Here is a 26,466-nt window from a genome sequence, read left to right as displayed (position 1 = left end):
AAGCCGCCGACAAAGATATCATTGGCGTTGCCTCCTTTAATTTAAAGTTATTTTGGTCAATAACTATTTTATAGGAGGTGCGCCTATTTTGCCATTGGAAATTTACACAAGATATTTTACACTATCCGAATTATCCAATAGTCTTTAAATATAGGTATTTATTATATTATAATAATATATTATTAAATAATTCACAAGTTCACAAGATTATGTAAGCCGCCCGTTAATCGCCTATTATTTTATAATAAACGGCGGATTTTGTTTTAGTTTTTTCTACTCTCACAGCGACGGATCTTCTTTCAATTAATGTTTCTATAAAATTGTTGAAGTCTTTTTTAAGCATATGCGTATAACGAAGGAGTTTGCTTCTTTCGATAGTCCCGCCGTTGTCTGCGATAATGTTTAATATTTTATTCAGGGTCTCCTGGTTTTTATCTTTTATTAATTTGTCGTAAACGGAATAAAGATATTTTTCAAGAATTAATTTTAATTGTATAGCGTATTCCATATCTTCTTTTCCGATAACTTTATCTTTTCGCATAACGCAGTAAACCATTGCAATTTTTATGACAAGCGTAAAAAGCCTCGTATGAAAACTGCCGTATATTTCTGACTGCCTTTTTTTAGATTCGTTTTCGCTATAATAAAACTCTTCGTAAATTTGCTTCGCTTCCTCCGATAATTTTATTTCTCCTTTAATGCTTAAAAGTTCTTTTAGCTCCTCGACTAAACTATTAGGCGGATTATTGCTTATAGGAAGAGCGATTTCTTTTTTATCCTGCTGGGCATAAAATATCGTAAACCTCTGCATAAACCCGCTCTGGCGGTCTGCTTCTTTTATGTTTTCAGAAATCCATGCTATAGTCGAAGCGCTCAAGATATTAATAGCCGGTTCGTCTATCCTGTAGAGCTGTCCCGTTCCATTTGGACCTTTAATTAATTTCTTTTGAGAAAATCCGTCGTAAACGTCTGTTAAGAATTCTTTAAATCCCTTGTTGTAGCTTCTCTCAAGCGATTTAAGCCATCCGCCGAACTCTCCGTGAAAAAACGTTCCGTAAGGCCTACCCTGAGCAACCATGTAAAACGCTTCGGGCGTTACGTCGGAAGGATAAATCAAAGAGCCGTCTTCCGTATCTAAATTTTCAAGTATTTCCGGACAAGTCTTTATTTAATAATTTAATTTGAAGACTTTCTCTTAATCTTAAATTAACAGATTGGATATTAACGGCATGCTTTAGCGACGCATAACGCAAATCATTTGTTTGCGCGTATTTTTGGTCAAGCCAAGTTTTAAATGCGGCGGCGGATTCTCTTGAATTTTCTTTATTGATTCCGTCTTTTTCGGATATATTACGGCTTAATCCGAAGTCAGACGCTTTAATAACGTGTAAATCATCCCTATCTATATACTTCACGATATTATTAATGCTTGAGATATATGAATTTGCGTTAGATAAAGACATATTTCCCGATGAAACGTTATTTTTTAATGCTGTAATCATATTAACAATATGAGGCTGCTCTAAATCTTTTAAGCTTTTAATGCCGGTTTGAGATTTAATTTCTCTTAAAGTAGCGGAAAGTTTTTCGGCAGTGGAAGAACCACGCTTAATAAATTCCGATATTTCTTTTGCCAGAAACGATATTTTAGATTCGTTTTTTATGCTCATAGCTTTACCGCTCACTTTAAAACCTCGATTCCGATATTTATTTTAAAGAACCGCCTATAAATTTCTCTAATTACCAAAAAATATTTCCGGCGGGTTTCGTCTGATTTATTTGACATTTCTTTAGTATCGAAGAAATCTTTTACCACTTCCTTTTTGCGGATTCCGTCCGTATGGAGTAAATTTTGAGATTCGCAAAATGAAAAGAACTTAATAGCCGCCTTATCCCTGAATTTTTGGGTTTTAGACGTGTTCTGGTGCTTTTGCGCCAAAAATAGCCGGCGGTGCTGTTTATAAAAATCCAATAATTTTCCCATAGTTACCTCTAATACTTGTCTTCTTATGCGTTCCGAATACACCGTTGCCGGTTTTAAATACTAAACCTGTTTATGCTTGCGCAACGGAAGGCAAATCCAAACTTCGGAACTATATATATTGTGTACGTGTTCGTTACTACCGCTCTTCGCGCAAATAAAGAAATTATCACGATTGTAGCGATATTTTTCTATGTACAACATAGAGAAATATCGCTTGAAAATCCATGCAAAACCACTAATCTCAATGCGGACTGGCGATTTTAATCTGCGGACTTTCAATAAACTAACTTAAAAAAACCGAATTAATCGGCTTCAATTTTTCATCGGTTTAGAAGAACTGCTTTAGACTGGCTCCTGAAATTGTTTATGCATTATCTGAGTTGAAATAAAATTGCGGTGCATTCCAAGTAAGTGGTCTGTTCTTCCATTGACGCAACGTTCTTCCGGATGACTTTTTTCTACCCTGCTGCATAGCAATAGAATCATCAATATTGAATATTTTCGCTTTTGAATGAGCGAACGGGGTTATCTGCAGTAAAAATATATAAATTTAAATTCACAAAATATTTTTATTTCTAAATTCATCGAAACTTTCAACCTTTTTTGAAGCTAAAAACTTCTCTAAATCGGCTTCTCTAAATAGGATTTTCCTTGAAGTTTGTAGAAAGTTATCTGCCTTGAAGCTATGTAGCGCCTTAAAGTAGTAGCAGAAACCCTTAAAAATGCGGCGGCTTCGTTTATAATTAAAATATCTTTATCCATAATTTAGTCAATTATATAATTACTTTACAATTATTATATATCAAATTTATTTAATGTCAAGTAAAAAAATAATTGACTAATTGACACGCTGAATTTTATTCTATATAATTGACAATTATGGACGATATACAAGAAACATTAGAAGACCAAGGCGTTGATATAGATACCCCGAAATATATAAAACTACCATTAAACTTTTATTTGTTGCCGGAAATAAAAGCTTTAGATAAATATCCCGAAAAAGACAGATTAATTGCGTCATGGATTAAGCTGCTGTTATTTACCGCAAAATTTGAAAATGAGGGAAGACTGCAGATGAAATCCAATAAAGCAAGACATAAAGAACTCAACCCTTTCGATATAGGCAATCATATGTTTCCGACATCCGTTGCATATTTTGTTAAAATAGATGATTCTAAAGACGTGGAAGAAGAACGGAAATTTGCGTTAAATGCCATAGATATTTTTTTAAAAGAAGGACTGCTCGGAAGAAACGACAATCCAAAAGAACCCTACTTATTTGTCAAAAATTGGAACGACATCTATAAGGCTTCAAAACCTGGCAAAAAGACAGAATGGACTAAAGAGCGCGTAGAAGAAATTCTTAAGGAGAACGATTATAATATGACAAAAGCGGCTAAGACTATCGGAAATACGAAACAGTTTATCAGCTTCCTGGCAAAAAAGTTCGGGATTAAGAAACCGAGCAAGGCATAAGGTATTTAGCATATCCTATAGAAAATTTTTTATAGTTTGGAATTTATTTAAAAAGCTGATAAAATAATAATATAATACACATAATTTTTAATATAAGATATAAAAAGAATTAGAGAATTATAAATACAAACAGGAGATTTAAATAATGAAGATAGTACTAGAAATAAAAGATATCGAAAAAGCAAAAACCGTCATAAACTTTTTAAACCAGAATCCTTATATAAAAATTAAAGATATCGAAAATATAGAGAAAAAGAAAAAAACATTCGATATGAACCAAATGTTCGGATTATGGAAAAAAAGGGCTATTACGAAAGAAGAAATCAGGGAAAAGGCGTGGGGTTTTTAAAGTGGTATTATGCGATACCGATGTAATGATAGAATTCTTCAAAGGAAACGTTTCTACAAAAAACATATTGGAAAACGATATCCTGCCCAAAAATATTGCCTTAAGCGCCATCACTTTGATGGAACTCTATTTCGGGGCTAAAAGCAAAAAAGAGCTTATTCTTATTAAAAAATTCCTTTCAGCCTTTGAGATTTTAAAACTAAATGAAGAAATTACTGATATATCCTTAAATTTAATAGAAATTTATTCCAAAAGCCACAGCCTTAAAATACCCGATGCCTTAATCGGCGCCACATCCCTTTATTATAAAATACCTTTATTTACTTACAACAAAAAAGATTTTAATTTTATAAAGGAATTAAAATTATACTAACATGGCAAATGCCCGTATCAAGGAAAATATATTAAACCAGGCGGATAAACTACCGCACGAAAAGTATAATTTATATGTGATACAAAAAATTGAACGCGGTTTGAAGGATGAAGAAGCAAAAAGGGGACAGATTTATTTATTTTCTTATACCAGGAAACTGTGAATAATACTTTTAATGAAAGTTTGATATTTTAGTCCCTTTTTTGAAGCAATAACTTTTATTTTCTCCAAATCTTCCGAAGAAATTCTAAGAGTTATAGTCTTATCTTGTTTTTTATATAATCTTTTGCGGCATTCTTAAGCTTGTTTATATTTTTCGTGTCATTTTTTATGGATTTTAAATCTAAATCCTTTAAGGATTCTATAATTTCTTTTTCTTCCTCGTCTATATAATTACTACTTATTGTTTTTCTTGTTTTTTTGTCTCCCATTATTTTTTTAAATCTTTTGTCGGGATATATGATTTTTAGAAAAATTTCATTTTAGTATATACTTTAAAAAATTTTCTATAGTTTGGAATTTATTTAAAAAGCTGATAAAATAATAATATCAACATATAATTTTTAATGCAAAATATAAAAGGCGATCGCATATGGCGAATGATCATATAAAGGAAAATATATTAATCCAGATGACTCAACTACCGTACGATATGCAGCTTCGCGTTCTGGATTTTGCAAATTCGTTATCTCCCAAAGGCGTGAAGGGAGATATACTCTCCAAATTCAGAGGGTCAATTTCTTCGGATGATTTAAAACTTATTGAAAGCGCTATAATGGAAGGATGCGAAAAGGTTGACATGAATGATCGGTAGGATAATTTTAATTTTGCATAGAAATATTCAGATTTATATTAAATTCACATTTCATATTAATTAAATATACGGAGAATAAAAATGGACTTATCAGATATAATAGAATCAAGAAGAGCTTACAGGTCGTTGGAAAAAACCGAAATAAGCGAAGACCTTATAAAGACGCTAGCCCAGTCGGCTTCGCTTTCGGCATCCTGTTATAATCATCAGCCATGGAAGTTTGTGTTCGTTTATGAAGATACGGTTCTTAAAGAATTGAAAACAGCTCTTGCGAAAGGCAACGCTTGGGCGCAGAACGCTTCTATGATAATAGCAGTTTTATCTAAAGCAGCCGACGACTGCGTCCTTGATTATAGAAAATATTATCTTTTCGACACGGGAATGGCTTCTGCTTTTCTTATTCTCAAGGCTACCGAACTCGGTTACGTCGCACATCCTATAGCAGGTTATAACCCTGAGATAGTTAAGGGAGTTATAAAATCTCCGGAAGACATGGAAGTTGTTACTCTTATTATATTCGGCAAGCATAAAGAAGATATTGATCCGGTTTTAAGCGAAAAACAGAGAAACGACGAAATTAAACGTCCTCAGCGCAAATCGTTAGGCGAATATGCCTGTCTTAACAAATATTGTTTGTAATGCCGGGAATAGGTCTGCGATAACGATAATAGTAACTTATTAATTGTTAATTTACCTTTATTTAATAAACTTTATATAATATATAAATGGATTAAATAATAAATAATGTTTTCAGATTTTTATTTAAATATTGAACTGTTCCATCCGGAAGCCGTAATGCCTAAGAGGGCTATTCAAGGCGATGCGGGATTAGACCTGTTTGTCTGCGAAAAGACCATACTAAAACCGAATGTTTTAATTTCGGCGCATACTGGAATCAAAATTGAATTTCCTGCGGGTTATGCGGCGATTATAAAAGAAAAATCGGGTTTGGCGTTAAAAGCAATAGAAATTAAAGCTGGAGTTATAGATCATGAATACAGGGGGGAAATAATCGTTTTAACGAAAAATATGTCTAAGGATATTATTACGTTACTGCCTTGCCAAAAAATAGCCCAGATGTTAATAGTTCCGGTATGGACGGGAGAGCCTAACCTAGTACATAAGGTCGATGAAGATACCGATAGAAAAGACGGCGGATTCGGTTCTACAGGGTTATAAATACAAAAATACAGTTAAATTAATTAATAATATAAAATGATAAAAGTTAATTATTCTTTTGCTGATAAAGAAGAACGCGGAGACGGAAAAGATGCAGAAGGTTTTAGAAAAAACAGAACGACTTATCGCAATCTTTTTGAAAGAATAAAGCCCGATGAAAAAGAAAAAATTATGGAAAAGATTGATAAAAAAGAGATAAGGAAGTATATAGAAGAAAAAAATTTCAAAAATATCGAAAGCGATGGAAAATAAAACCGCCGTAATATTCGATACCGAAACAACCGGCTTTACCCAGCCTGTTTTAATAGAAGCCGCAGGTATTATTATTAACGGCAATCCTTTAAACGAACAGGACGATACTTTCGTCAAACGCTATAATCCCGGCAAGCCTATTTCTTTCGGCGCTATGGCTATTCATAATATATTGGACTGCGAATTAAAAGATTGCCCTCCCGCATCCGAATTTAAGCTTCCGGATAATACTGCCTATATAATAGGGCATAACATAGATTACGACTGGCAGGTAATAGGAAAACCTCAAGTCAAAAGAATAGACACGCTTGCAATGGCAAAAAAAATATGGCAAGGTTTTGATTCTTATAATTTATCGGCATTGACGTATGCATTGACGGAACCTGAACGGAGGCCGGAAGTAAGAAAAATTCTTGTCGACAGACATAATGCGCTGACCGATGCAAAACTTTGCTTGGATATTTTACGTTTAATATTAAAAGAAAAACCGGAATTAACTTCATGGGGTTCTATTTGGAAGTTTTCCGAAGAAGCACGCATACCCGATACTATGCCGTTCGGTAAACATAAAGGGATGCCTATTAAAGACGTGCCTAAAGATTATAAAGAATGGTTAAAAGGACAGCCGGATATAGACGAATATTTATTGAAAGCTCTAGTATCATAATAAATGTGAATATAATTCATTTAATAAATAAGTATAATAAAAAAATAAATATAATTAACATCTTAAATTAAAATAATATTTTACATGCAAATCAAATTGCCGAAATTTTTTAGAAGATTAGATAAATTCATACTGTGTATAGCCGTTTCTACAAGCATAGTAGTCGCCGGAGTATCCGCCTATCTGTTGTCTAATTTTGGAGACAGAATAATTAAATACGAAAGCGACACGACGGCCGAATATATTTCCAGACAAACTTTCAATACTATGTTTCAGATTATGAAAAAGGGATGGAACGAAAAGCAGGTTATGACTTTTATGAATGCTTTAAAAAAATCCTCTAAAAACGATAATACAGTAAAGACTTCAATATTTAGAGGAGCCGTAGTCGATAAACAGTTCGGAAAAATTCCTCAGGGCAAAGAAAATTTTATAGTCAAAAAAGTATTCAAAACTAAACGCCCATTTCACGCTGTCGTAAACGGAAATATCGTATATGCTTATCCTTTAAAAGCGCAAAAAATGTGTTTAAAATGCCATACCATGGCAAAAAAAGGCGACGTAAACGGAGTCATAGAGGTATCTTTCGACCCGTCGTTTTTGAGAAGCAGACTAGAAGGCTATTTTATACTTATTATATTTCTTATCTTTATCCTCCCTATAGCTGGAGGCGTCTTCGTAACGCTAATCTTAAGGCGTTCCATAAAAAACGGAATGAAAAGCATAAACGGCGCTGTAGAGAGCATTAAAACCGTGAAAGATTTAAAAACTTTAGATAACAAGCTGATAGACTTAAAATTCGAAGAGTTTAACCGTATATATAATGGCGTAAGCGGACTTTCCGAAAGATTAAGGGATATAGCCGTAGATAAAGACGTCTTGGAGTTCGAAATTAAACTATTGGAGCGTTTCATTATTACCTCCGAAGTCGTTAAAGACTGGAAAGAGCATGTTTTTAACATGCTAAACGAAATGAATAAGATTATTAAGGTTTATAACGTTTTTTCCATATTTATGGAGGATGAAAGTTCTATTGAAATAGAAGTGTTCTGGAAAGGAGAGCCTACCGATAAAACAAAGAAAATATTCGACGAAATTATTTACCAAAACATATATCACAACGGACTAAGCACTTTTATCGTTCAGGGAATGGGGAAACACGAAATATTTCACAACGTATCGGATAGAAACGTTAAACTGCCGGATCTTAAAAAAGAAGATCTGATGGTTCAGACGAAAAAGATAATTCTAGAAGCCCCTCATATAGGCGGAATAGTGGGCATCGGCGTACAGTCCGAAGACGAAGTCGAAGGAGTAAAAGGCCTTGTCATAAACAGCGTTCTCACGACCCTTTTAAACGTCATCGGCTCAATTAAGGCGATATATAAATACACTAAAGACTTAGAATATTACGCGACGAGGGACGGACTGACCAACCTTTATAATCAACGCGTTTTTATGGAGTTTTTGCACTACGAAGTAGAAAGGTCGAAAAGGCATAATTCTACCTTCGGGGTAGTATTTATAGACTTCGACAATTTTAAACTTATAAACGATATGTACGGACATAACTTCGGCGATAAATTCCTGAAGGGTATTGCCGATATCTTGGAAAAAGATAAAAGAAACGAAGATATAGCCGCAAGGTACGGCGGAGACGAATTCGTAATGATTCTTCCCGGAGCGGGAGAAGAGCAGTCTTATATGATAGCAAATAATATAAGGGAAAATATAAAGGCTTTTACGCTTAAAGAACCAATAACGGGGAAGTCCGTCGGCGCTACCGTTTCCATAGGAATATCGGTTTATCCTAATTCCGCTTCCGACGACAAAGACCTATTTTTATTGGCTGATAATATGATGTATAAGGCAAAAAAAGCGGGAAAAGATACGGTATATATCGCCAAAGAGGAAGACGCCGTAGCGGCTTTTAAAGAAGTTTCCGAAAAAAGCAAAATGGTTATGGACGCTTTGGAAAAAGATATAATATTGCCATATTTTCAGCCTATCATAGATATTAAAACCGGAAGACCCGTCGCCCACGAACTGCTTATGAGGATAAAATTAGAATCTATCTCTTCCAAAGGCGATGAATCCTTCAACATAATATCCGCCGGAGAATTTATAGAAATAGCCGAAAGCATAGGAGTCGCCCACAAGTTGGATTTAATACTTCTCGAGAAAGCCTTTCAAAAAATTAAAGACGAAAATTATTCTTTGGATATGTTCATCAATCTTTCCCCTAAATCTTTGATAGTGGCGGATTACGTCAAGACCGTAAAACAGCTGTCTTTAAAGTACCGCATAGATACTTCCAAAATAGTTTTCGAGCTTACGGAAAGAGAGACCGTCAAAAATATTTCCCTTCTCGAAAAGTTCGTAGCAAATCTTAAATACGAAGGATTTAGGTTTGCCGTGGACGATTTTGGTTCCGGTTTCAGTTCGTTTATGTATCTTAAAAGATTTCCCATAGATTTTCTCAAGATAGACGGCGAATTTATAATGGGCATCTTTGAAGATAAAATGGACAGGGCAGTCGTCGTCAGCTCTATTTCTATCGCAAAAGAAATGGGCATAAAAACTATCGCCGAATTTATCGAATCCGAAGAAGTTCTCAACGAACTTAAGGAGTTTAAAGTCGATTACGCCCAGGGCTATTATACGGGGAAACCGGCAGAAAATTTTGTTATTTGTTAAATGATAGCCAAGGAAAAAGCGTCGGATTAATTTTCTGCAAATAACTTTTATGTTAAATTGACTGTTTCGTATGCGGAAAATAAACAGCTTTTCCTTTGGCCCGCTTGGTCATGCTTTTTGTTTTTTTTTGTATGTGAAATGCGAATCCTATTCGGTCATTTTATCTATATGAAGGCCTGACGTTAATTCGGATTCGGCATTTAAACTTGTATTTAATTCGGCATTATCCGGATTTCCGCCTGATTCTCTCAATGCTTTTTGTCTTATATGTTCTTCAAGAATTTTTTCGTTTTTTTTCTTTATTTCCATATATTCGAGGACGTCTTCGGCGTTAAACACCCACACTCTTCTCAAAAAATTTTCCATTTCGCGTCTTTCTTTATGAATTAAATTTATTTTATCGATGAATTCCTGATAGCCCATTTTTTTCTTCTTAAGCACAGTCTTTTTCCTTTTGTGAAGTTTTCTTTTGTCCAAAATAAGTACCTCCTTTTTATTTTTTTAATTAATATTATAAATTTAAGCGCGTTTTTCATTTATATCATAAATTTAGTTAAAAAATTATGAAATTTTTGTTACAATTATGTTAAATTTATGTTAAATTTGTGTTACAAAATCATTTGAAATATTGAAATAATAAAGCGTTGACGGGTTTTTTATACAACCGCTTGTTTCAAATTTATTTTATTATTTCTAAAATAAGTGTATAATAGAAAAAAATAATTATATTACACGGTTAAAATTATGAATTTAAACTATCCTTTCGTAAGACCTAGAAGGCTTCGCAATTCGCCTCAATTATTAAAATTAGTTCAAGAGACTAAATTGGACCCGTCAAAATTTATTATGCCTTATTTCGTTTCGCACGGAAAAGGAATTAAGGAACCTATAGGCACTATGCCCGGGCAGTTTCGCTATTCTATAGACGAACTTTTAAAAGAACTTCAAAAAGTCGAAGATTTAAAAATAGGCGGCATACTTCTTTTCGGTATTCCGGAGCATAAAGACGAATTTGCGTCCGAGGCTTATTCTGATAACGGAATAATGCAGCAGACCGTGAAAGCCGTAAAAGACGGATATCCCGATATTTTAATTATTAACGACGTATGCATGTGCGATTATACTTCGCACGGCCATTGCGGTATAGTCGATGAAAAAGGTTACGTTAAAAATGACGAAACGTTGGAATATCTTGCAAAAATTAGCGTTTCTTACGCAAAAGCAGGTTCGGATATTATAGCCCCTTCGGATATGATGGACGGAAGGATAAGAAAAATAAGGGAATCTTTAGACGATGAAGGATTTGTAAATATACCTATAATGTCTTATTCTTCAAAATATGCTTCCGCATTTTATTCGCCTTTTAGAGATGCAGCCGACTGTTTCCCTAAATTCGGCGACAGAAAATCATATCAAATGGATCCGGCGAATTCAGACGAAGCGGTACTGGAAACCGAGCTTGATTTAGAAGAAGGCGCGGATATCATTATGGTAAAACCGGCGTTAAGCTATCTGGATATAATTTACAAAATAAAACAGACTTTTAAAAGACCTCTTGCCGCTTATAACGTATCGGGAGAATATTCCATGGTAAAGGCCGCCGCTAAAATGGGTTACGTCGACGAAGAACTTGCGGTTTTAGAAACGCTTACTTCTATGAAAAGGGCGGGCGCCGATATTATTATAACCTATTTTTCGCTTTATGCCGCAAAACTGATCGGATAAATTTCTAACAATATTAAATATTTTTTAGAAATATTGCGAGGATATATACAACATATATTTCTATACCGGATACGCTTAATCGTACTATTTATAGAGCTATAAAAAAATTTAATTATAATATTTAAGGAGAAAACTAACCGATGAAAATATTGGTAACTGGGGGAGCGGGATTTATAGGCAGCCATATAGTCGATATGCTTGCGGATAATAATCATGAGGTTGCGATAATCGATAATCTTTCAAGCGGTTTTGAATATAACGTCAATAAAACTGCAAAATTAATACGGTCGGATATTAACGATTTTAACGGAATTGAAAAAATATTTTCGGAAGAAAAGCCGGATATAATATATCATTTAGCTGCCCAGATAGACGTCAGAAAGTCCGTTGCCGATCCTATTTTCGATGCCAGGACTAATATTATGGCAACCATTAATTTAATTAAACTTTCTAACGATTTTAAGATTAAAAAGTTCATTTTTTCTTCAACCGGCGGAGCTATATATGGAGATACGGACGATAGGCCTACAAAAGAAACTCATGCGGAATGGCCGCTATCTCCTTACGGCATAGCAAAGCTTACTGCAGATAAATTTTTAAATTTTTATCATGAAGTTTACGGATTAAAATATATTTCTCTGCGTTACGGCAACGTTTACGGTCCAAGGCAAAATCCCCACGGCGAAGCGGGGGTAGTCGCTATTTTTTTAAATAAAATGCTAAAAAAAGAGCAGCCGGTAATAAACGGAGACGGGGAGCAGACTAGAGATTATGTATACGTTAAAGACGTTGCCGAGGCGAATATTTTAGCTCTTAAATATATCGATAAAGTCGGCATATATAATGTCGGAACATCTATAGAAATCAGCGTTAACACTTTATTTGAAGAAATTAATAAAAATTTTAATAAAAGTTTTAAACAGGTTCACGGTCCTGCTAAGCAGGGAGAGCAGAAAACAAGCTGTTTAGATATCGGAAAGATAGAAAAAGACCTTGGTTTTAAGCCTAAAGTAAATTTCGGCGAAGGTATTAAAATGACGTATGAATGGTTTAAGGAAAAAAAATGTTGACAAATTATTAAAGATTTTGTTATTATTAAAGTTTCTAAATATTGCGGGGTTTTTGGGAATTTTTTTGACTTGCTGGCGTAGCTCAATGGCAGAGCAGCTGATTTGTAATCAGCAGGTTGCGGGTTCGATTCCCATCGCCAGCTCCATATAGTTTTAGAAATAATTTTACTATAATTAAGATTTAAATCTGATTGGGTTGGGTGTTAAGGAGAGGTGCCCGAGCGGCTAAAGGGAACAGACTGTAAATCTGTCGGCGCGAGTCTACGAAGGTTCGAATCCTTCCCTCTCCACCATTTAAGTCTTAATTTTAAATATATTTCATATTCGGTAAATATTATTGAAATATGAAGTTATGATTTAAAATATTAATATTTTTTTTAATGCGGGAATAGCTCAGTTGGTAGAGCGTCAGCCTTCCAAGCTGAATGTCGCGGGTTCGAACCCCGTTTCCCGCTCCATTTTTTAAGATACGTTTATGATGTATGCCCATGTAGCTCAGTGGTGGAGCACTTCCTTGGTAAGGAAGAGGCCATCGGTTCAATCCCGATCATGGGCTCCAATAAAAATAATTTAGAATATTTTAAAAACGAATATTTTTTTATAGGAGGAGAACTAAATGTCCAAAGAGAAATTCGACAGATCTAAGCCTCACGTCAACATAGGAACCATAGGTCACGTTGACCACGGCAAAACAACTTTAACTGCCGCCATCACGAAAGTACTAGCAAAAAAAGGCCAGGCGACTTTTAAATCATACGACCAGATAGACAACGCGCCGGAAGAAAAAGAAAGAGGTATTACCATCGCTACTTCCCACGTAGAATACTCTACCGATAAAAGACACTATGCGCACGTCGACTGCCCGGGTCATGCCGACTATGTTAAGAATATGATAACCGGAGCCGCACAGATGGACGGAGCAATTTTAGTCGTTTCCGCTGCGGACGGCCCTATGCCTCAGACCCGCGAGCATATCCTTTTAGCCCGCCAGGTAGGCGTTCCATACATAGTAGTATTTTTAAACAAAGTCGATATGGTTGACGATCCCGAACTTCTTGAGCTTGTCGAACTTGAAGTAAGAGAACTTTTAACCTCCTATAATTTCCCCGGAGACAGCGTTCCGGTAATAAAAGGTTCCGCCCTTAAAGCATTAGAGTCTGAAGGCGATAACGAATGGACTCAGAAAATAGTAGATCTTATGGATGCGGTAGATGAATATATCCCCGTTCCGAAAAGAGATATAGATAAACCTTTCCTTATGCCGGTAGAAGACGTATTTTCCATTTCGGGAAGAGGAACTGTCGCAACGGGCAGGGTAGAAAGAGGAATCGTCAAAGTCGGAGAAGAAGTGGAGCTAGTAGGAATACTTCCGACTTCAAAAACGGTCGTAACCGGCGTAGAAATGTTCAGAAAACTTCTTGACGAAGGTCAGGCAGGCGATAACATAGGAGTTCTTTTAAGAGGCAAAAAAAGGGAAGAGATAGAAAGAGGTATGGTTTTAGCCAAACCCGGTTCTATTACTCCCCATAAAAAATTTAAAGTCGAAGCATACATACTTACCAAAGAAGAAGGCGGACGCCATACTCCCTTCTTTAACGGCTATCGTCCGCAGTTTTATTTTAGAACTACCGACGTTACCGGAGTCTGCACGCTCCCCGAAGGCATCGAAATGGTTATGCCCGGCGATAACGTCGCAATGTCCGTAGAACTTATCACTCCCATAGCCGCCGAGAAAGAATTAAGATTTGCAATCAGGGAAGGCGGACATACCGTAGGTGCAGGCGTTATAACAGAGGTTATCGAATAAATCAACGGATACAGTAATCTGGAAATATAACAAATAAAGAGGAAATAAATAAACAATGAGAGAAATAATAACGCTGGCATGCGGCGAATGCAAGCAAAGAAACTATACAACCACTAAAAATAAAAAACTTTCTTCGGAAAAATTATCCGTAAAAAAATATTGCAAATTTTGTAAAACTCATACGGAGCACAAAGAAACAAAATAATACTTTTATAGGCCAGTAGCTCTAACGGCTAGAGCATCGGACTCCAAATCCGAGGGCTGGGGGTTCGAATCCCTCCTGGCCTGCCAGTAAATCGGCACGTAGATATAATTTAATTGTATAAAAATAATCGGTATATTAAATATGAAAAGCAATCCAGTTTCTGATTTCATAAAAAAAAGCAAACAATACCTGTATGAAGTCAGGGCGGAATTAAGCAAGATAGTATGGCCTGAAAGAGATAAAGCGACTAAAACTACTTACGTCGTGTTAATTTTTATCGTACTTGTCACGGCTTTTCTTGGTTTAACCGATATATTTTTCTCAAAAATATTTTCGTATTTTTTTCAAATTTAATTAATCGTAATTATAAAAATAAAAATAAATGACTAAAGAAGAAAAGGAAATATCGGAAGAAAATACGGCAAGCGAAGCTGAAGAAAATGCCGCAATTATCGAATCCGCCGAAGACGACTCTATTCCGAAAAAATGGTATGCCGTCCATACTTATTCCGGTTTTGAAGATAACGTTAAGCTGGCGTTGGAAGAGAGAATTGTTTCCAGCGGTTTAAAAAAATATTTCGGCGATATAATTGTTCCAAAAGAAGATATAATCGAAAAAACCGCAAAAGGCGGAAAGAAAAAAATAAAAAGAAAATTTTTCCCCGGTTATATTTTTATAAGAATGAACGTGAATACCGATTCTTGGCATCTTCTTAAAGCGACTCCGAAAGTAACCGGTTTTGTAGGAGATCAGCTAAATCCTATGCCCGTCGACGAATCTGAAATGGGAAAGATAGTCGCACAGATAACCGAAGGAATCAAGAGACCTAAAGCAAAAATCGAGTTTTCCAAGGGGGACGGCGTTAAAATTACGGAAGGTCCTTTCTCTGGTTTTAACGGTATAATTAATGAAATTAAACCCGATAAAAGCAAATTGGAAGTTCTTGTATCGATATTCGGCAGAGCAACGCCGGTCGAATTGGATTTTACCCAGGTAGAAAGAAATTAATTAAAATATAAACGAGGCGGATTTAATCCGTTTCTTAATAAAGAGGATAAATAATATGGCGGTAAAGAAAGTTCAAGCAATGGTTAAATTGCAGATTGTCGGGGGCAAAGCAAATCCGGCTCCTCCCGTCGGACCTGCTTTAGGTCAGCATGGCGTTAATATAATGGAATTTTGCAAACAATTCAACGAACGCACTAAATCGCAGGAAGGTACGGTTATACCGGTAGTACTGACTGTTTATGCAGACAGATCATTCGATTTTATTTTAAAAACTCCGCCCGCTTCCGTAATGTTGAAGCAGGCAGCAGGAATAGAAAAAGGTTCAAAAGAGCCGAATAAAAATAAGGTTGCGGTTCTTAAAAGGGCTAAGGTAATGGAAATAGCCAAAATAAAAATGCCCGACCTGAATGCAAACGACTTAACGCCGGCGATGAAGATTATTGAAGGAACGGCAAGAAGCATGGGCATAGATATTACCGATTAAAGATTGAATTCAATATCAAAGGAGACTATAAATATATGAAAAGAGGAAAAAAATATACAGACGCATTAAAAAAAGCCGACGCAGGCAATAAAAATATGACGTTGGACGATGCCATAAAAATCGTGGTCGAATCGCACTATGCTAAATTCGATGAAGCGGTAGACGTAGCAATAAATCTTGGGATAGACGTAAAGAAGAACGACCAGCAGGTTAGGGGAGCGGTTCTTTTGCCTCACGGAACCGGAAAGACGGTTAAAATTTTAGTTTTCGCAAAGGGCGAAAAAGAGCGTGAAGCTCAGACTGCTGGCGCTGATTATGTAGGACAAGACGATATGATTGCAAAAGTACAGCAGGGCTTTATGGATTTTAACAGAGTCGTCGCAACGCCGGATATGATGGCAAGCGTCGGAAAACTCGGGAAAATATTAGGTCCAAGGGGTTTAATGCCGAATCCGAAAGTCGGAACCGTAACGTTTGAAGTAGGTAAAATAGTCAAAGAATTAAAAGAAGGAAAAATAGAATTCAAAGCCGAAAAAAACGGCATAGTTCAGGCATCTATAGGCAAAGTATCTTTCGGTGCCGATAAGCTTAAGGAAAACTTTACTGCACTGCTCGAAGTCGTTAACAGATTGAAACCGGCTGCAAGCAAGGGCGTGTACGTAAAAAAAGTTTCTTTATCTTCAACTATGGGTTTGGGAGTCAACGTGGATACTTTAAAACTTAAAATGATTTAAACATACAAAATAATAATTCAAAAAATTCTTTATCGTCAATGACGACAGGTAAAACAAGTAAATCCTGCCCAGACATAAGAGCTAAATTTCCTGATTTTCTTTTAAATTGCTCTTGGTTTGTTGACGTATTCAAGAAAATTTAAAAGAAAGGAGGGGAGAAAAAATTGAAAAAAGAAAGAAAGAGTCAAGAAATTGAATTTCTAAAGCAAAGCCTTGAGTCTAACCAGGCGGTATTCATAGGAAAATATCAGGGTTTAACGGTAGAGAAATTTAGTTTTTTAAGAAAACAGACGCGGGAAGCCGGCGCAATGCTCAAAGTTTTCAAAAATACGCTGAGTAAGATTGCATTCAAAGGAACGCACGTAGAATCTTTATCTGAATTCTTAAACGGACCTAATTTTTTGATATTTACAAACGAACCGCTTGCAAGTTCAAAAGCTCTGTCGAAATTTGCCAAAGAAAATCCTGATAATATCGAGATTAAAGCCGGTTATTATCAAACTGTTCTTGATAAAGCCGCAATCGATACTCTTGCCACGCTGCCTTCCAAAGACGTCTTAATCGGAAGATTTATTTCTATTATTAAGTCGCCGGAAGTACGCTTAGTATTTACGTTAAAAGCGCCTGTCGTGAATTTCGTAAGAACGTTGAAAGCGTTGGAAGCAAAAAAAGCGGCTGCGTAAATGCCGTAAATTTTAAAATAATTAATTCATTTAATATTAAATAATTATCGGAGGATAAAAAGAATGGCCATAACTAAAGAAGATGTTTTAAACTATATCGAAAACGTATCAATAATCGAATTGAACGAGCTTATTAAATCTATAGAAGAAAAATTCGGAGTTAAAGCCGACCAGATTGCAATGGCTGCTCCCGCCGCAGGAGGCGCCGCCTCAGCTGCAGCTCCGGCACAGGCTGAAGAAAAGACGGAATTCGATGTCGTTCTTGCAAATGCAGGTTCCAATAAGATTCAAGTTATTAAAGTTGTCAGAGAGCTTACAAGCCTTGGATTAAAAGAAGCTAAAGATTTAGTCGACGGAGCGCCAAAACCCCTTAAAACCGGAGTAAACAAAGAAGATGCGCAAAAAATGAAAGCAAAATTAGAAGAAGTCGGCGCTACCGTTGAAGTGAAATAAATTAAAATATAGTCGTATTTAAGTTATAAAAAAACGGGAGTTTAAATTTAAATGTCAAAAGCAAAATCCGAAATAAATATAGGAATGGGTAATCCCATTATATTAAGAAAGAACTTCTCTAAAATCAAAAAGGTTATAGATATACCAAGCCTTCTTGAGGTTCAGAGGAATTCATACGGAAGATTTTTACAAAAAGAACTCTCTCAAGATAAAAGACTTAATTTCGGTCTTGAGGGAGTTTTTAAATCTGTATTTCCTATAGAAGGATTAAATAAAAATTTTTCGTTGGAATATAAGGGATATACTATAGGCGACCCGAAATACAGCGAATATGAATGCAAACAAAAAAGTCTTACTTACAGCGCTTCGTTAAAAGTATTGTTCGATCTTGTTACATACGAGGTTGGAAACGGAATTAACGAAGGCGAAAGCACGCAGAGAGATATAAAGGATATTAAGGAACAGGAAATATATTTCGGTGAAATTCCTCTAATGACCAATAACGGCTCTTTCATCATTAACGGTATAGAAAGAGTTATAGTAAGTCAGTTGCAAAGATCTCCCGGCGTATTTTACGACAGCGATAAAATTAGGAGCCACGCGCAAGGTAAACCATTTTATACCGCCAGAATTATTCCTTATAGAGGCTCATGGTTAGATTTTGAATTCGACCAGAGAGATATGGTCTTTGTCAGGATTGACAGAAAAAGAAAACTCCCCGCAACGATTTTGTTAAAAGCAGTCGGATATTCTAAAGAAGATATTTTGGCAAATTTTTACAAAATAGAAACTTTCAAAATTGAAGGCGGAAAATATTTCAAAAAAACACCGAAAGATTTTCTTGTATCAGCCAGGGCTTACGACGATATTATCGATCCAAAAACTAATGAAGTTATAATCAAAAAAAACAGAAGGATTACAAGACAGCTAATTAACAAGCTCGAAGAATTGGGAATAGATTTTTTGCCTTGCGATGAATCGGATATCTTCGGCAAATATATTGCCGAAGATATAACGGACGCAAAAGAAATTATCGCAAAATCGGTACAGCCCATAAATTCAGCGCTTTTAGAAACATTAAAGAGCGTAGGAATTAATGAAATTAAAGTTTACTACATCGACAATATGAACGTTTCATCATCTATTTTAGAAACTTTACTGTCCGATAAAGTAAATACTAAAGATGAAGCTATAATAGATATATATAAGAGAATGAGACCCGGGGAGCCTCCTCATTTAACGTCTGCCGCTACATATTTCGCAAACCTGTTTTTTAATCCCGAAAGATACGATCTGTCGGAAGTCGGCAGGCTCAAAATCAATAATAAGCTAAATTTAAATAAAAGCTTAAACGACAGAGTCTTATCGCCGGACGATATATTAAATGTTTTAAAATATTTAATGGAGCTTAAGGACGGAAGAGGATCCGTCGACGATATAGACCATCTCGGCAACAGAAGGGTCAAGTCTGTAGGCGAACTGTTAGAAAATCAATTCAGAATAGGTTTGGTGAGAATGGAAAGGGCTATAAAAGAGAGAATGACGGCTCAAAAATTAGATTCCCTCATGCCTAACGACCTCATTAATCCTAAGCCTGTTAATTCATTAATGAAAGAATTTTTCGGAAGAAGCCAACTGTCGCAATTTATGGATCAAACTAATCCTCTTTCAGAAATAACGCACAAAAGACGGCTTTCGGCTCTTGGACCTGGGGGATTAACAAGAGAAAGGGCAGGATTTGAAGTCAGAGACGTTCATCCTACCCATTACGGAAGAATATGTCCTATAGAAACTCCCGAAGGCCCTAATATAGGTCTGATAGCCTCGCTTTCTTCTTACGCAAGAGTAAATGAATACGGTTTTATCGAAACGCCTTATAGAAAAGTTAACGTAACTGAAGACAAAGCTCAAGTAACGGACGAGGTGCATTTTTTGACGGCTATGGAAGAAGAAAAATACGTCATAGCCCAGGCAAATGCAGAAATAGATAAAAACGGATATCTAAAGAACGAATTGATTCCCGTAAGGCATAGCGGAGAAACCGTAATGGTTTATCCTAACGAAGTCGATTATATAGACGTTTCCCCAATGCAGCTCGTTTCGGTAGCTACTTCGCTTATACCTTTCTTGGAAAACGACGACGCAAACCGCGCACTTATGGGTTCAAACATGCAAAGGCAGGCAGTTCCGTTGTTAATGCCCGACCCGCCTATAGTTGGCACCGGTATAGAAAGAATAGTAGCGCAAGATTCAGGGGTAAGCATTACGGCTAACCAGTCCGGAAAGGTAAGTTACGTTGATTCGACCAAGATTATAATAAAGTCGGACGGAAACGGCCATGATGAAGAATTAAGCACAGATTATGAATATGATCTCGTAAAGTTTCAGAGGTCGAACCAAAATACATGCTTAAATCAGAGGCCTCTTGTTAAAGCCGACGATAATGTTGTTAAAGGGCAGATTATAGCAGACGGAACTTCTACCAAAAATGGAGAATTAGCTCTAGGACATAACGTGCTTGTAGCATTTATGCCATGGAACGGCTATAATTTTGAAGATTCTATACTCGTAAGCGAAAAATTGCTCCATGAAGATGCCTTTACTTCAATACATATAGAAGAATTTGAAGTTGCGTGCAGGGAAACTAAATCCGGAAAAGAAGAAATTACCGCCGATATTCCTAACGTAAGCGAAGACGCACTAAAAAATCTCGATGAAAACGGTATCATCAGGATTGGCGCCGAAGTAAAAGCCCAGGATATACTCGTAGGAAAAGTTACTCCTAAAGGCGAAACCGTCCTTACTCCGGAAGAAAAATTGCTGCGCGCCATATTTGGAGAAAAAGCAAAGGAAGTCAAAGATACGTCTTTGAAAGTGCCGCCTGGGGTTTCAGGAGTAGTAGTCGATATAAGAGTTTTCTCTAGGAAAGGCATAGAAAAAGACGTTAAGGAAAAAGAAATAGAAGACGTCGAAGTTGCAAATTTAAACAGAGAAATGGAATCAAAGCAAAAGTCCGTTTTAAATGAAGCGCTTCATAAGATGAGGCATCTAATAGTAAATAAAAAAGTTAAATCCGGCATAACTTTGTCGTCGGCCGGTCATAAATCTATTTCTTTGAAAAAAGGCGACGCTATAACGGAGATTATAGCGGCTAAATTGACCAAAGAGGATATTTTTAATTTAGAATTTGAAGGAAATTCAAAAGGTATTTACGACAGGTTAAAAAAAATTGAAGACGACTCGCTTGAAGACGCCGATTTGCTTAAATCTTACTATGACGAAAAAATAGAAAGACTTCAGAGAGGCGACGAACTTCCGCCTGGAGTATTAAAAACGATAAAAGTATATATAGCTATAAAAAGAAGATTGTCTGTCGGCGATAAGATGGCGGGAAGGCACGGCAATAAAGGCGTAGTTTCAAGAATACTGCCGCTTAACGATATGCCTTTTATGAAGGACGGCAGGATAGTCGATATGGTGTTAAATCCGCTCGGCGTTCCTTCGAGAATGAACGTAGGGCAGGTACTAGAGGTTCATCTCGGCTGGGCCGCGCATAATTTAGGCGTTCAAATAAATAAGCTTATCGAAGATAATTTTGGGCCGGAAGCGGTAAGGCAAAAACTGTTAGAAATATTTACCGAACCTACTATGTCTAATTTTATTAAAGGATTGAACGACGAAGAAGTAATAGAAACAGCAAGAAAATATAAAAAAGGCGTGTATATGGCTACTCCGGTTTTTGACGGAGCCAAAGAGAACGATATTAAAAATTATCTCAAAATATCGGGTGTCGATGAAACAGGACAGGTTGAGCTTTTTGACGGAAGAACGGGAGAGTCTTTCGACAGGAAGGTTACGGTAGGAATAATGTATATGCTTAAACTGCATCATTTGGTCGACGACAAGATACATGCAAGGTCTACCGGACCGTATTCCTTAGTTACTCAGCAGCCTTTGGGCGGCAAGGCTCAATTTGGAGGTCAAAGGCTCGGAGAAATGGAAGTGTGGGCAATGGAAGCATACGGTGCCGCACATACTCTGCAGGAATTTCTTACCGTAAAATCCGATGATTCGGTCGGAAGAACAAGAATGTATGAAGCTATAGTTAAAGGCGATAACTCATTTAAAGTCGGCTTACCAGAATCTTTTAATGTTTTAATTAAAGAATTACAGAGCCTTTGCCTCAACGTAGAGCTATTAAAGGAGGGAGATAATGCAGTTTGATGAAGATATAGATAAATATTCGGATAATCCGACGGACGACGAATTAACGGTGAGTCTTGACGATATTGCGGAGGACGAGGAAGAAAGCGCAGTTACGAATGAAAAAGATATAGACCTTAAGAGAATATTTGAAAAATCGGGTAAAAGAAATTTTTTCCTCAACGACGGCGAGGGAATCAGCGATCCTTTGAGTTTCAACGCAATAAAACTTGGAATTGCTTCTCCCGATACTATAAAAAAATGGTCACACGGCGAGGTCAAGAAACCGGAAACTATAAATTACAGAACATTAAAGCCTGAAAGAGACGGACTTTTTTGCGCAAGAATTTTTGGACCGATTAAGGATTACGAGTGCAACTGCGGCAAATATAAAAGAATGAAACATCGCGGCATAGTCTGTGAAAAATGCGGCGTAGAGGTCATATCTTCAAAAGTTAGAAGAGAAAGATTAGGGCATATAGAACTGGCTTCGCCCGTTGCCCATATATGGTTTTTTAAAAGTTTGCCGTCAAGAATCGGCAGTATTCTCGATATGACACTTAAAGATATCGAAAAAGTTCTTTATTTTGAATCTTACGTTATATTGGAATCCGGAGATGCGGCAAAATTAGGTTTAAAATATAAAGATTTAATAAATGAAGAGAATTACCAAAAGCTAAATAAAGAGGGCTATAATTTTAAGGCTGGGATAGGCGCCGAAGCATTAAAATCTTTGCTTAGCAATATAGACCTAGAATCGCTGTCAAAAAGCCTGAAGGAAGAAATTGCCGAATTACCTAACGGCATAAAAAAGAAAAAGCTTGCGAAACAGCTTAAATTAATTGAAGCTTTCAGGGTTTCCGGCAATAAACCGGAATGGATGATATTAGACGTTATTCCTGTAATACCGCCGGATTTGCGTCCTTTAGTGCCTCTTGAAGGCGGCAGATTTGCCAGTTCCGATTTAAACGATTTATACAGGAGAGTTATAAACAGGAATAACAGGTTAAAGAAGCTGATGGAACTTTCGGCTCCCGAAATTATTATTAAAAACGAAAAAAGAATGCTTCAGGAAGCAGTCGATGCTCTTTTCGACAACGGCAGACGCGGACGCACTATAATGGGTTCTAACAGAAGGCCGCTAAAATCTTTAAGCGACATGCTTAAAGGCAAAACAGGCAGATTCAGGCTAAATCTTCTCGGAAAAAGGGTCGATTATTCCGGAAGGTCGGTTATCGTCGTCGGACCTGAATTAAAACTTCATCAGTGCGGTTTGCCCAAAAAAATGGCTATAGAGCTTTTCAAGCCTTTCATATTTAATAAACTGCTGCAAAGAGGCATTACGGACACTCTAAAAACTACAAAGAAAATAGTCGACAGGGAAGCTCCTGAAGTTTTTGACGTATTGGAAGAGGTTATAAAAGAACATCCCGTTATGCTTAACAGGGCGCCAACCCTTCACAGGCTTGGAATTCAGGCATTTGAACCTATATTAGTCGAAGGCAAGGCCATACATTTACATCCTCTTGTCTGCGCGGCTTTTAATGCAGATTTCGACGGAGACCAAATGGCCGTACATGTTCCGTTATCTATAGAAGCTCAAGTCGAAGCAAGAGTTTTAATGATGGCGACAAACAACATACTTTCGCCTGCAAGCGGAAAACCTATTATAGTTCCTTCGCAGGATATAGTCCTTGGACTTTATTATATGACGAGAGAAATGCCGTTTGTTAAAGGCGAAAATAAGATTTTTGCGGATCCGGACGAAGTAAAATTTGCTTACGACAACGGACATGTAAGCCTTCATGCTTCCATAAAAGTGAGGATAAAAAATAAAATAGAAAGCACTACGGTAGGAAGGGTTATTCTATTTGAAATAATTCCTGAGGAAATTCCTTTTGAATTAATTAATACGGTAATGACTAAAAAAGAGATTACTAACTTAATCGATTATGCATTCAGGGTATGCGGGCCTAAAAAAACAGTTATTCTTGCAGACAGATTAAAATCTATGGGCTATGAATACTCGACAAAGTCCGGAATATCGATATGTATAAGCGATATGGAAGTTCCGGCAGAGAAGCACAGAATTATTAAAGATGCTACAAAAGCCGTAGAAGAAATAGAAAACAGCTATAAAGAAGGATTAATAACAAAAGGCGAGAGATATAATAAAGTCGTAGATACTTGGGCAGGCGCAACCGACCAGATAGGCGGAGTCATGATGAATAAGCTCGGTATCCAGGAATATTCCGACAAAAAAAATAATAAGAAAATACAGGGCAAAAGTTTTAACTCTATATATATAATGGCAGATTCCGGTTCAAGAGGTTCCGAAACTCAAATAAGGCAGCTGGCCGGAATGAGAGGGCTTATGGCAAAGCCCTCAGGAGAAATTATAGAGACGCCTATTACTGCAAATTTCAGGGAAGGTTTGACGGTTCTCCAATATTTTATATCTACTCACGGAGCAAGGAAAGGTCTTGCGGATACAGCATTAAAGACTGCAAACTCCGGATATTTAACGAGAAGGCTTGTCGACGTTTCGCAGGATAATATTATTACCGAAGAAGACTGCGGCACTATGGACGGCATAATAGTTTCCACCTTAGTAGAAAGCGGAGAAACTATAGAGCCTATAGAAGAGAGAATACTCGGCAGGGTTGCGCTTGAAGATATAGTCGACCCGTTTTCAGGCGAACTTATCGTTAAAGCGAATGAAGAAATTACGGAATTTCATTCCAATAAAATAAGCAATGCTCATATAGAAAGCGTTAAAATAAGGTCTGTTTTGACATGTAAAACAAAAAGAGGCGTTTGCGTAAAATGTTACGGGAGAGACCTTGCCAGAGGGCATTTAGTTAATATAGGCGAAGCAATAGGAATTATGGCTGCGCAGTCTATAGGCGAGCCCGGTACCCAGCTTACTATGAGAACGTTTCATGTCGGAGGTACGGCTTCTAGAAGGACGGAACAGACAAGCATAGAGAATAAATATGAAGGTAAGGTAAAATTTAATAACCTAAACGTTATCAAGAATAGAGAAAATGAATACGTAGTAATGAATAAAAACGGCAATATAGTTATTTTAGATGAATTGGGAAGGGAGCTTGAGAAAATACAACTTACTTACGGTTCTAAAATTAAAGTGGAGCCGGAGTCGTCCGTTAAGAAAAACACTCTTATTGCCGACTGGGATTCTTATATTAATCCGATAATTTCTAATATATCCGGTAAAATTAAATACGACGACATTAGGGAAAATGAAACGATGCAGGAACAGGTCGACGAAACGACCGGATTGTCGAGAAAGGTTATTATAGAATCCAGGGACCAGACATTAAGGCCAAAGATAATAATTAAATCTGCTCAACAGGAAAAGTCATATTTGATGCCGATCGGAGCGCATCTTTCAGTTCAGGAAGGAGATGAAGTTTTTGCAGGCGATATAATAGCCAGAATTCCTCGAGAAACTACTAAAACCAAGGATATAACGGGAGGTTTGCCGAAAGTCGTAGAACTTTTTGAAGCCAGAAAGCCGAAGGAATGGGCAGTCATTACCGAGATAAACGGAAAAGTATCATTCGGCCGTGATTTTAAAGGGAAAAGACGCGTTATTATTACGCCTCCGCACGGCGAACCGAGAGAATATCTTATACCTAAGGGAAAACTCGTCAGCGTACACGAAGGCGATTATGTAAATGCAGGAGAACCTCTTATGGACGGGTCGCCTAATCCTCACGATATATTGAAGGTTCTTGGAGAAAAGGAACTAGCCAAATTTTTGGTCGACGAAATACAGGAAGTATACAGGCTTCAAGGCGTTAAAATTAACGATAAGCATATAGAAGTTATAGTTAAACAGATGCTTAAAAACGTAAGGATTAAAAACCCCGGCGATTCTAAATTTCTCGAAGACGAAATCGTAGATAAAATCGTTTTTGACGCAGAAAACGAAAGGGTTTTAAAAGATGGCGGCATTCCTGCTATAGCCGAGCCAGAATTAATGGGTATTACAAAGTCGTCGCTAAGCACTGAAAGTTTCATTTCCGCTGCATCGTTCCAGGAGACGACGAAGGTGTTGACCGAAGCCGCTATACACTGCAAAATCGATAACTTAAATGGATTAAAAGAAAACGTAATTATGGGAAGGCTCATTCCTGCCGGAACGGGATTTGAAAAATATTCGTCTCTTGATGTCGAGGTTATTTAAAAAAAGTAAAAAATATATAAAAAACATATTGACAAAAAATTTATTAAGTATTAAAATCAATAATTCCACTGTTAATAAATAATAAA

At 36.7% G+C, this 26,466-nt stretch carries 28 protein-coding genes and 5 tRNA genes; 27 read left to right on the top strand and 6 right to left on the bottom strand.

Annotation, left to right across the window (positions count from 1 at the left end):
- Positions 1-223 precede the first annotated feature (223 nt).
- From EVJ48_05925 to EVJ48_05915, 3 genes are read right to left on the bottom strand one after another with little or no spacing between them, the layout of a single operon-like run.
- Positions 224-1,117 (bottom strand): DUF3987 domain-containing protein, encoded by an 894-nt coding sequence (locus EVJ48_05925; GenBank protein RZV39023.1) that lies wholly within the window; start codon positions 1,115-1,117, stop codon positions 224-226.
- 25 nt (positions 1,118-1,142) lie between these two features.
- Entirely contained in the window at positions 1,143-1,670 is a 528-nt protein-coding gene (locus EVJ48_05920) for a hypothetical protein (GenBank protein RZV39022.1), read from the bottom strand.
- Positions 1,671-1,681: 11 nt separating this feature from the next.
- Entirely contained in the window at positions 1,682-1,984 is a 303-nt protein-coding gene (locus tag EVJ48_05915) for a hypothetical protein (protein ID RZV39021.1), read from the bottom strand.
- A gap of 72 nt (positions 1,985-2,056) precedes the next feature.
- Between EVJ48_05915 and EVJ48_05910 the strand changes: the two genes are divergently transcribed.
- A complete protein-coding gene (locus EVJ48_05910; protein ID RZV39020.1) occupies positions 2,057-2,248 on the top strand; it encodes a hypothetical protein in 192 nt (63 codons plus the stop codon).
- Positions 2,249-2,605: 357 nt separating this feature from the next.
- Here the strand turns inward: EVJ48_05910 and EVJ48_05905 are convergent, their stop codons facing one another.
- Complete coding sequence (locus EVJ48_05905) at positions 2,606-2,746, bottom strand: DNA-binding protein (protein RZV39019.1); 141 nt, start codon at positions 2,744-2,746, stop codon at positions 2,606-2,608.
- Between the two features lie 117 nt (positions 2,747-2,863).
- Between EVJ48_05905 and EVJ48_05900 the strand changes: the two genes are divergently transcribed.
- The 3 genes from EVJ48_05900 to EVJ48_05890 all read left to right on the top strand — a co-directional run bounded on the left by EVJ48_05900 (position 2,864) and on the right by EVJ48_05890 (position 4,185).
- The gene (locus EVJ48_05900) at positions 2,864-3,463 is read left to right on the top strand and encodes a hypothetical protein (GenBank protein ID RZV39018.1); all 600 of its coding nucleotides are present in this window, start codon (positions 2,864-2,866) and stop codon (positions 3,461-3,463) included.
- A 145-nt stretch (positions 3,464-3,608) separates the two neighbouring features.
- Entirely contained in the window at positions 3,609-3,812 is a 204-nt protein-coding gene (locus EVJ48_05895; GenBank protein RZV39017.1) for a hypothetical protein, read from the top strand.
- A gap of 1 nt (position 3,813) precedes the next feature.
- Positions 3,814-4,185 (top strand): type II toxin-antitoxin system VapC family toxin, encoded by a 372-nt coding sequence (locus EVJ48_05890; protein ID RZV39016.1) that lies wholly within the window; start codon positions 3,814-3,816, stop codon positions 4,183-4,185.
- Between the two features lie 144 nt (positions 4,186-4,329).
- Here the strand turns inward: EVJ48_05890 and EVJ48_05885 are convergent, their stop codons facing one another.
- Positions 4,330-4,443 carry a hypothetical protein gene (locus EVJ48_05885; GenBank protein ID RZV39029.1) on the bottom strand — a complete coding sequence of 38 codons (114 nt, stop codon included), beginning with the start codon at positions 4,441-4,443 and terminating at the stop codon, positions 4,330-4,332.
- Positions 4,444-4,777: 334 nt separating this feature from the next.
- On the opposite strand from EVJ48_05885, the gene EVJ48_05880 reads away from it, so the two are divergent.
- From EVJ48_05880 to EVJ48_05855, 6 genes are all read left to right on the top strand, one after another.
- Positions 4,778-4,999: a hypothetical protein gene (locus EVJ48_05880; protein RZV39015.1), complete on the top strand. Its 222-nt coding sequence runs from the start codon at positions 4,778-4,780 to the stop codon at positions 4,997-4,999.
- Between the two features lie 81 nt (positions 5,000-5,080).
- Positions 5,081-5,638 carry a nitroreductase gene (locus tag EVJ48_05875; protein ID RZV39014.1) on the top strand — a complete coding sequence of 186 codons (558 nt, stop codon included), beginning with the start codon at positions 5,081-5,083 and terminating at the stop codon, positions 5,636-5,638.
- A 105-nt stretch (positions 5,639-5,743) separates the two neighbouring features.
- Positions 5,744-6,178, top strand: a complete 435-nt coding sequence (locus EVJ48_05870; GenBank protein RZV39013.1) for a dUTP diphosphatase — start codon at positions 5,744-5,746, stop codon at positions 6,176-6,178.
- A 36-nt stretch (positions 6,179-6,214) separates the two neighbouring features.
- Positions 6,215-6,430 carry a hypothetical protein gene (locus tag EVJ48_05865; GenBank protein ID RZV39012.1) on the top strand — a complete coding sequence of 72 codons (216 nt, stop codon included), beginning with the start codon at positions 6,215-6,217 and terminating at the stop codon, positions 6,428-6,430.
- A complete protein-coding gene (locus tag EVJ48_05860) occupies positions 6,420-7,097 on the top strand; it encodes a 3'-5' exonuclease (protein RZV39011.1) in 678 nt (225 codons plus the stop codon). Before EVJ48_05865 ends, EVJ48_05860 begins: the two co-directional genes overlap by 11 nt.
- Positions 7,098-7,181: 84 nt before the next feature.
- Positions 7,182-9,794 (top strand): bifunctional diguanylate cyclase/phosphodiesterase, encoded by a 2,613-nt coding sequence (locus EVJ48_05855; protein RZV39010.1) that lies wholly within the window; start codon positions 7,182-7,184, stop codon positions 9,792-9,794.
- A 147-nt stretch (positions 9,795-9,941) separates the two neighbouring features.
- On the opposite strand, the gene EVJ48_05850 is transcribed toward EVJ48_05855, so the two are convergent.
- Positions 9,942-10,271 carry a hypothetical protein gene (locus EVJ48_05850; protein RZV39009.1) on the bottom strand — a complete coding sequence of 110 codons (330 nt, stop codon included), beginning with the start codon at positions 10,269-10,271 and terminating at the stop codon, positions 9,942-9,944.
- Between the two features lie 267 nt (positions 10,272-10,538).
- On the opposite strand from EVJ48_05850, the gene hemB reads away from it, so the two are divergent.
- The 17 genes from hemB to rpoC all read left to right on the top strand — a co-directional run bounded on the left by hemB (position 10,539) and on the right by rpoC (position 26,380).
- Positions 10,539-11,519 (top strand): porphobilinogen synthase, encoded by a 981-nt coding sequence (gene hemB / locus EVJ48_05845; protein ID RZV39008.1) that lies wholly within the window; start codon positions 10,539-10,541, stop codon positions 11,517-11,519.
- A 140-nt stretch (positions 11,520-11,659) separates the two neighbouring features.
- Complete coding sequence (locus tag EVJ48_05840) at positions 11,660-12,589, top strand: NAD-dependent epimerase/dehydratase family protein (protein RZV39007.1); 930 nt, start codon at positions 11,660-11,662, stop codon at positions 12,587-12,589.
- A 71-nt stretch (positions 12,590-12,660) separates the two neighbouring features.
- Positions 12,661-12,735, top strand: a tRNA-Thr gene (locus EVJ48_05835).
- 61 nt (positions 12,736-12,796) lie between these two features.
- Positions 12,797-12,882, top strand: a tRNA-Tyr gene (locus EVJ48_05830).
- A gap of 89 nt (positions 12,883-12,971) precedes the next feature.
- A tRNA-Gly gene (locus tag EVJ48_05825) sits at positions 12,972-13,047 on the top strand.
- A 26-nt stretch (positions 13,048-13,073) separates the two neighbouring features.
- A tRNA-Thr gene (locus tag EVJ48_05820) sits at positions 13,074-13,148 on the top strand.
- Between the two features lie 57 nt (positions 13,149-13,205).
- Positions 13,206-14,396 (top strand): elongation factor Tu, encoded by a 1,191-nt coding sequence (tuf, locus tag EVJ48_05815; protein ID RZV39006.1) that lies wholly within the window; start codon positions 13,206-13,208, stop codon positions 14,394-14,396.
- A 55-nt stretch (positions 14,397-14,451) separates the two neighbouring features.
- The gene (gene rpmG / locus EVJ48_05810; GenBank protein RZV39005.1) at positions 14,452-14,601 is read left to right on the top strand and encodes a 50S ribosomal protein L33; all 150 of its coding nucleotides are present in this window, start codon (positions 14,452-14,454) and stop codon (positions 14,599-14,601) included.
- Positions 14,602-14,610: 9 nt separating this feature from the next.
- A tRNA-Trp gene (locus EVJ48_05805) sits at positions 14,611-14,687 on the top strand.
- An 82-nt stretch (positions 14,688-14,769) separates the two neighbouring features.
- Positions 14,770-14,955, top strand: coding sequence for a preprotein translocase subunit SecE (gene secE, locus EVJ48_05800; GenBank protein RZV39028.1), 186 nt, complete (start codon positions 14,770-14,772; stop codon positions 14,953-14,955).
- 121 nt (positions 14,956-15,076) lie between these two features.
- The gene (gene nusG / locus EVJ48_05795; protein ID RZV39027.1) at positions 15,077-15,610 is read left to right on the top strand and encodes a transcription termination/antitermination factor NusG; all 534 of its coding nucleotides are present in this window, start codon (positions 15,077-15,079) and stop codon (positions 15,608-15,610) included.
- Between the two features lie 55 nt (positions 15,611-15,665).
- Positions 15,666-16,094: a 50S ribosomal protein L11 gene (gene rplK / locus EVJ48_05790; protein RZV39004.1), complete on the top strand. Its 429-nt coding sequence runs from the start codon at positions 15,666-15,668 to the stop codon at positions 16,092-16,094.
- Between the two features lie 35 nt (positions 16,095-16,129).
- Positions 16,130-16,828 (top strand): 50S ribosomal protein L1, encoded by a 699-nt coding sequence (locus tag EVJ48_05785; protein ID RZV39003.1) that lies wholly within the window; start codon positions 16,130-16,132, stop codon positions 16,826-16,828.
- 164 nt (positions 16,829-16,992) lie between these two features.
- Complete coding sequence (locus EVJ48_05780) at positions 16,993-17,511, top strand: 50S ribosomal protein L10 (protein ID RZV39002.1); 519 nt, start codon at positions 16,993-16,995, stop codon at positions 17,509-17,511.
- Positions 17,512-17,580: 69 nt separating this feature from the next.
- Positions 17,581-17,964 carry a 50S ribosomal protein L7/L12 gene (locus EVJ48_05775; GenBank protein ID RZV39026.1) on the top strand — a complete coding sequence of 128 codons (384 nt, stop codon included), beginning with the start codon at positions 17,581-17,583 and terminating at the stop codon, positions 17,962-17,964.
- Positions 17,965-18,048: 84 nt separating this feature from the next.
- Positions 18,049-22,188, top strand: coding sequence for a DNA-directed RNA polymerase subunit beta (gene rpoB / locus EVJ48_05770; protein RZV39025.1), 4,140 nt, complete (start codon positions 18,049-18,051; stop codon positions 22,186-22,188).
- Entirely contained in the window at positions 22,178-26,380 is a 4,203-nt protein-coding gene (gene rpoC, locus EVJ48_05765; GenBank protein RZV39001.1) for a DNA-directed RNA polymerase subunit beta', read from the top strand. The genes rpoB and rpoC overlap by 11 nt, the downstream gene beginning before the upstream one ends.
- The last annotated feature ends 86 nt before the right edge of the window (positions 26,381-26,466 follow it).

This window comes from Candidatus Acidulodesulfobacterium acidiphilum, assembly GCA_008534395.1.
GTDB classification, from domain to species: domain Bacteria; phylum SZUA-79; class SZUA-79; order Acidulodesulfobacterales; family Acidulodesulfobacteraceae; genus Acidulodesulfobacterium_A; species Acidulodesulfobacterium_A acidiphilum.
The sequence above is the reverse complement of the archived record's forward strand: the minus strand, read 5'-3'. Positions and strand labels throughout refer to the sequence as shown.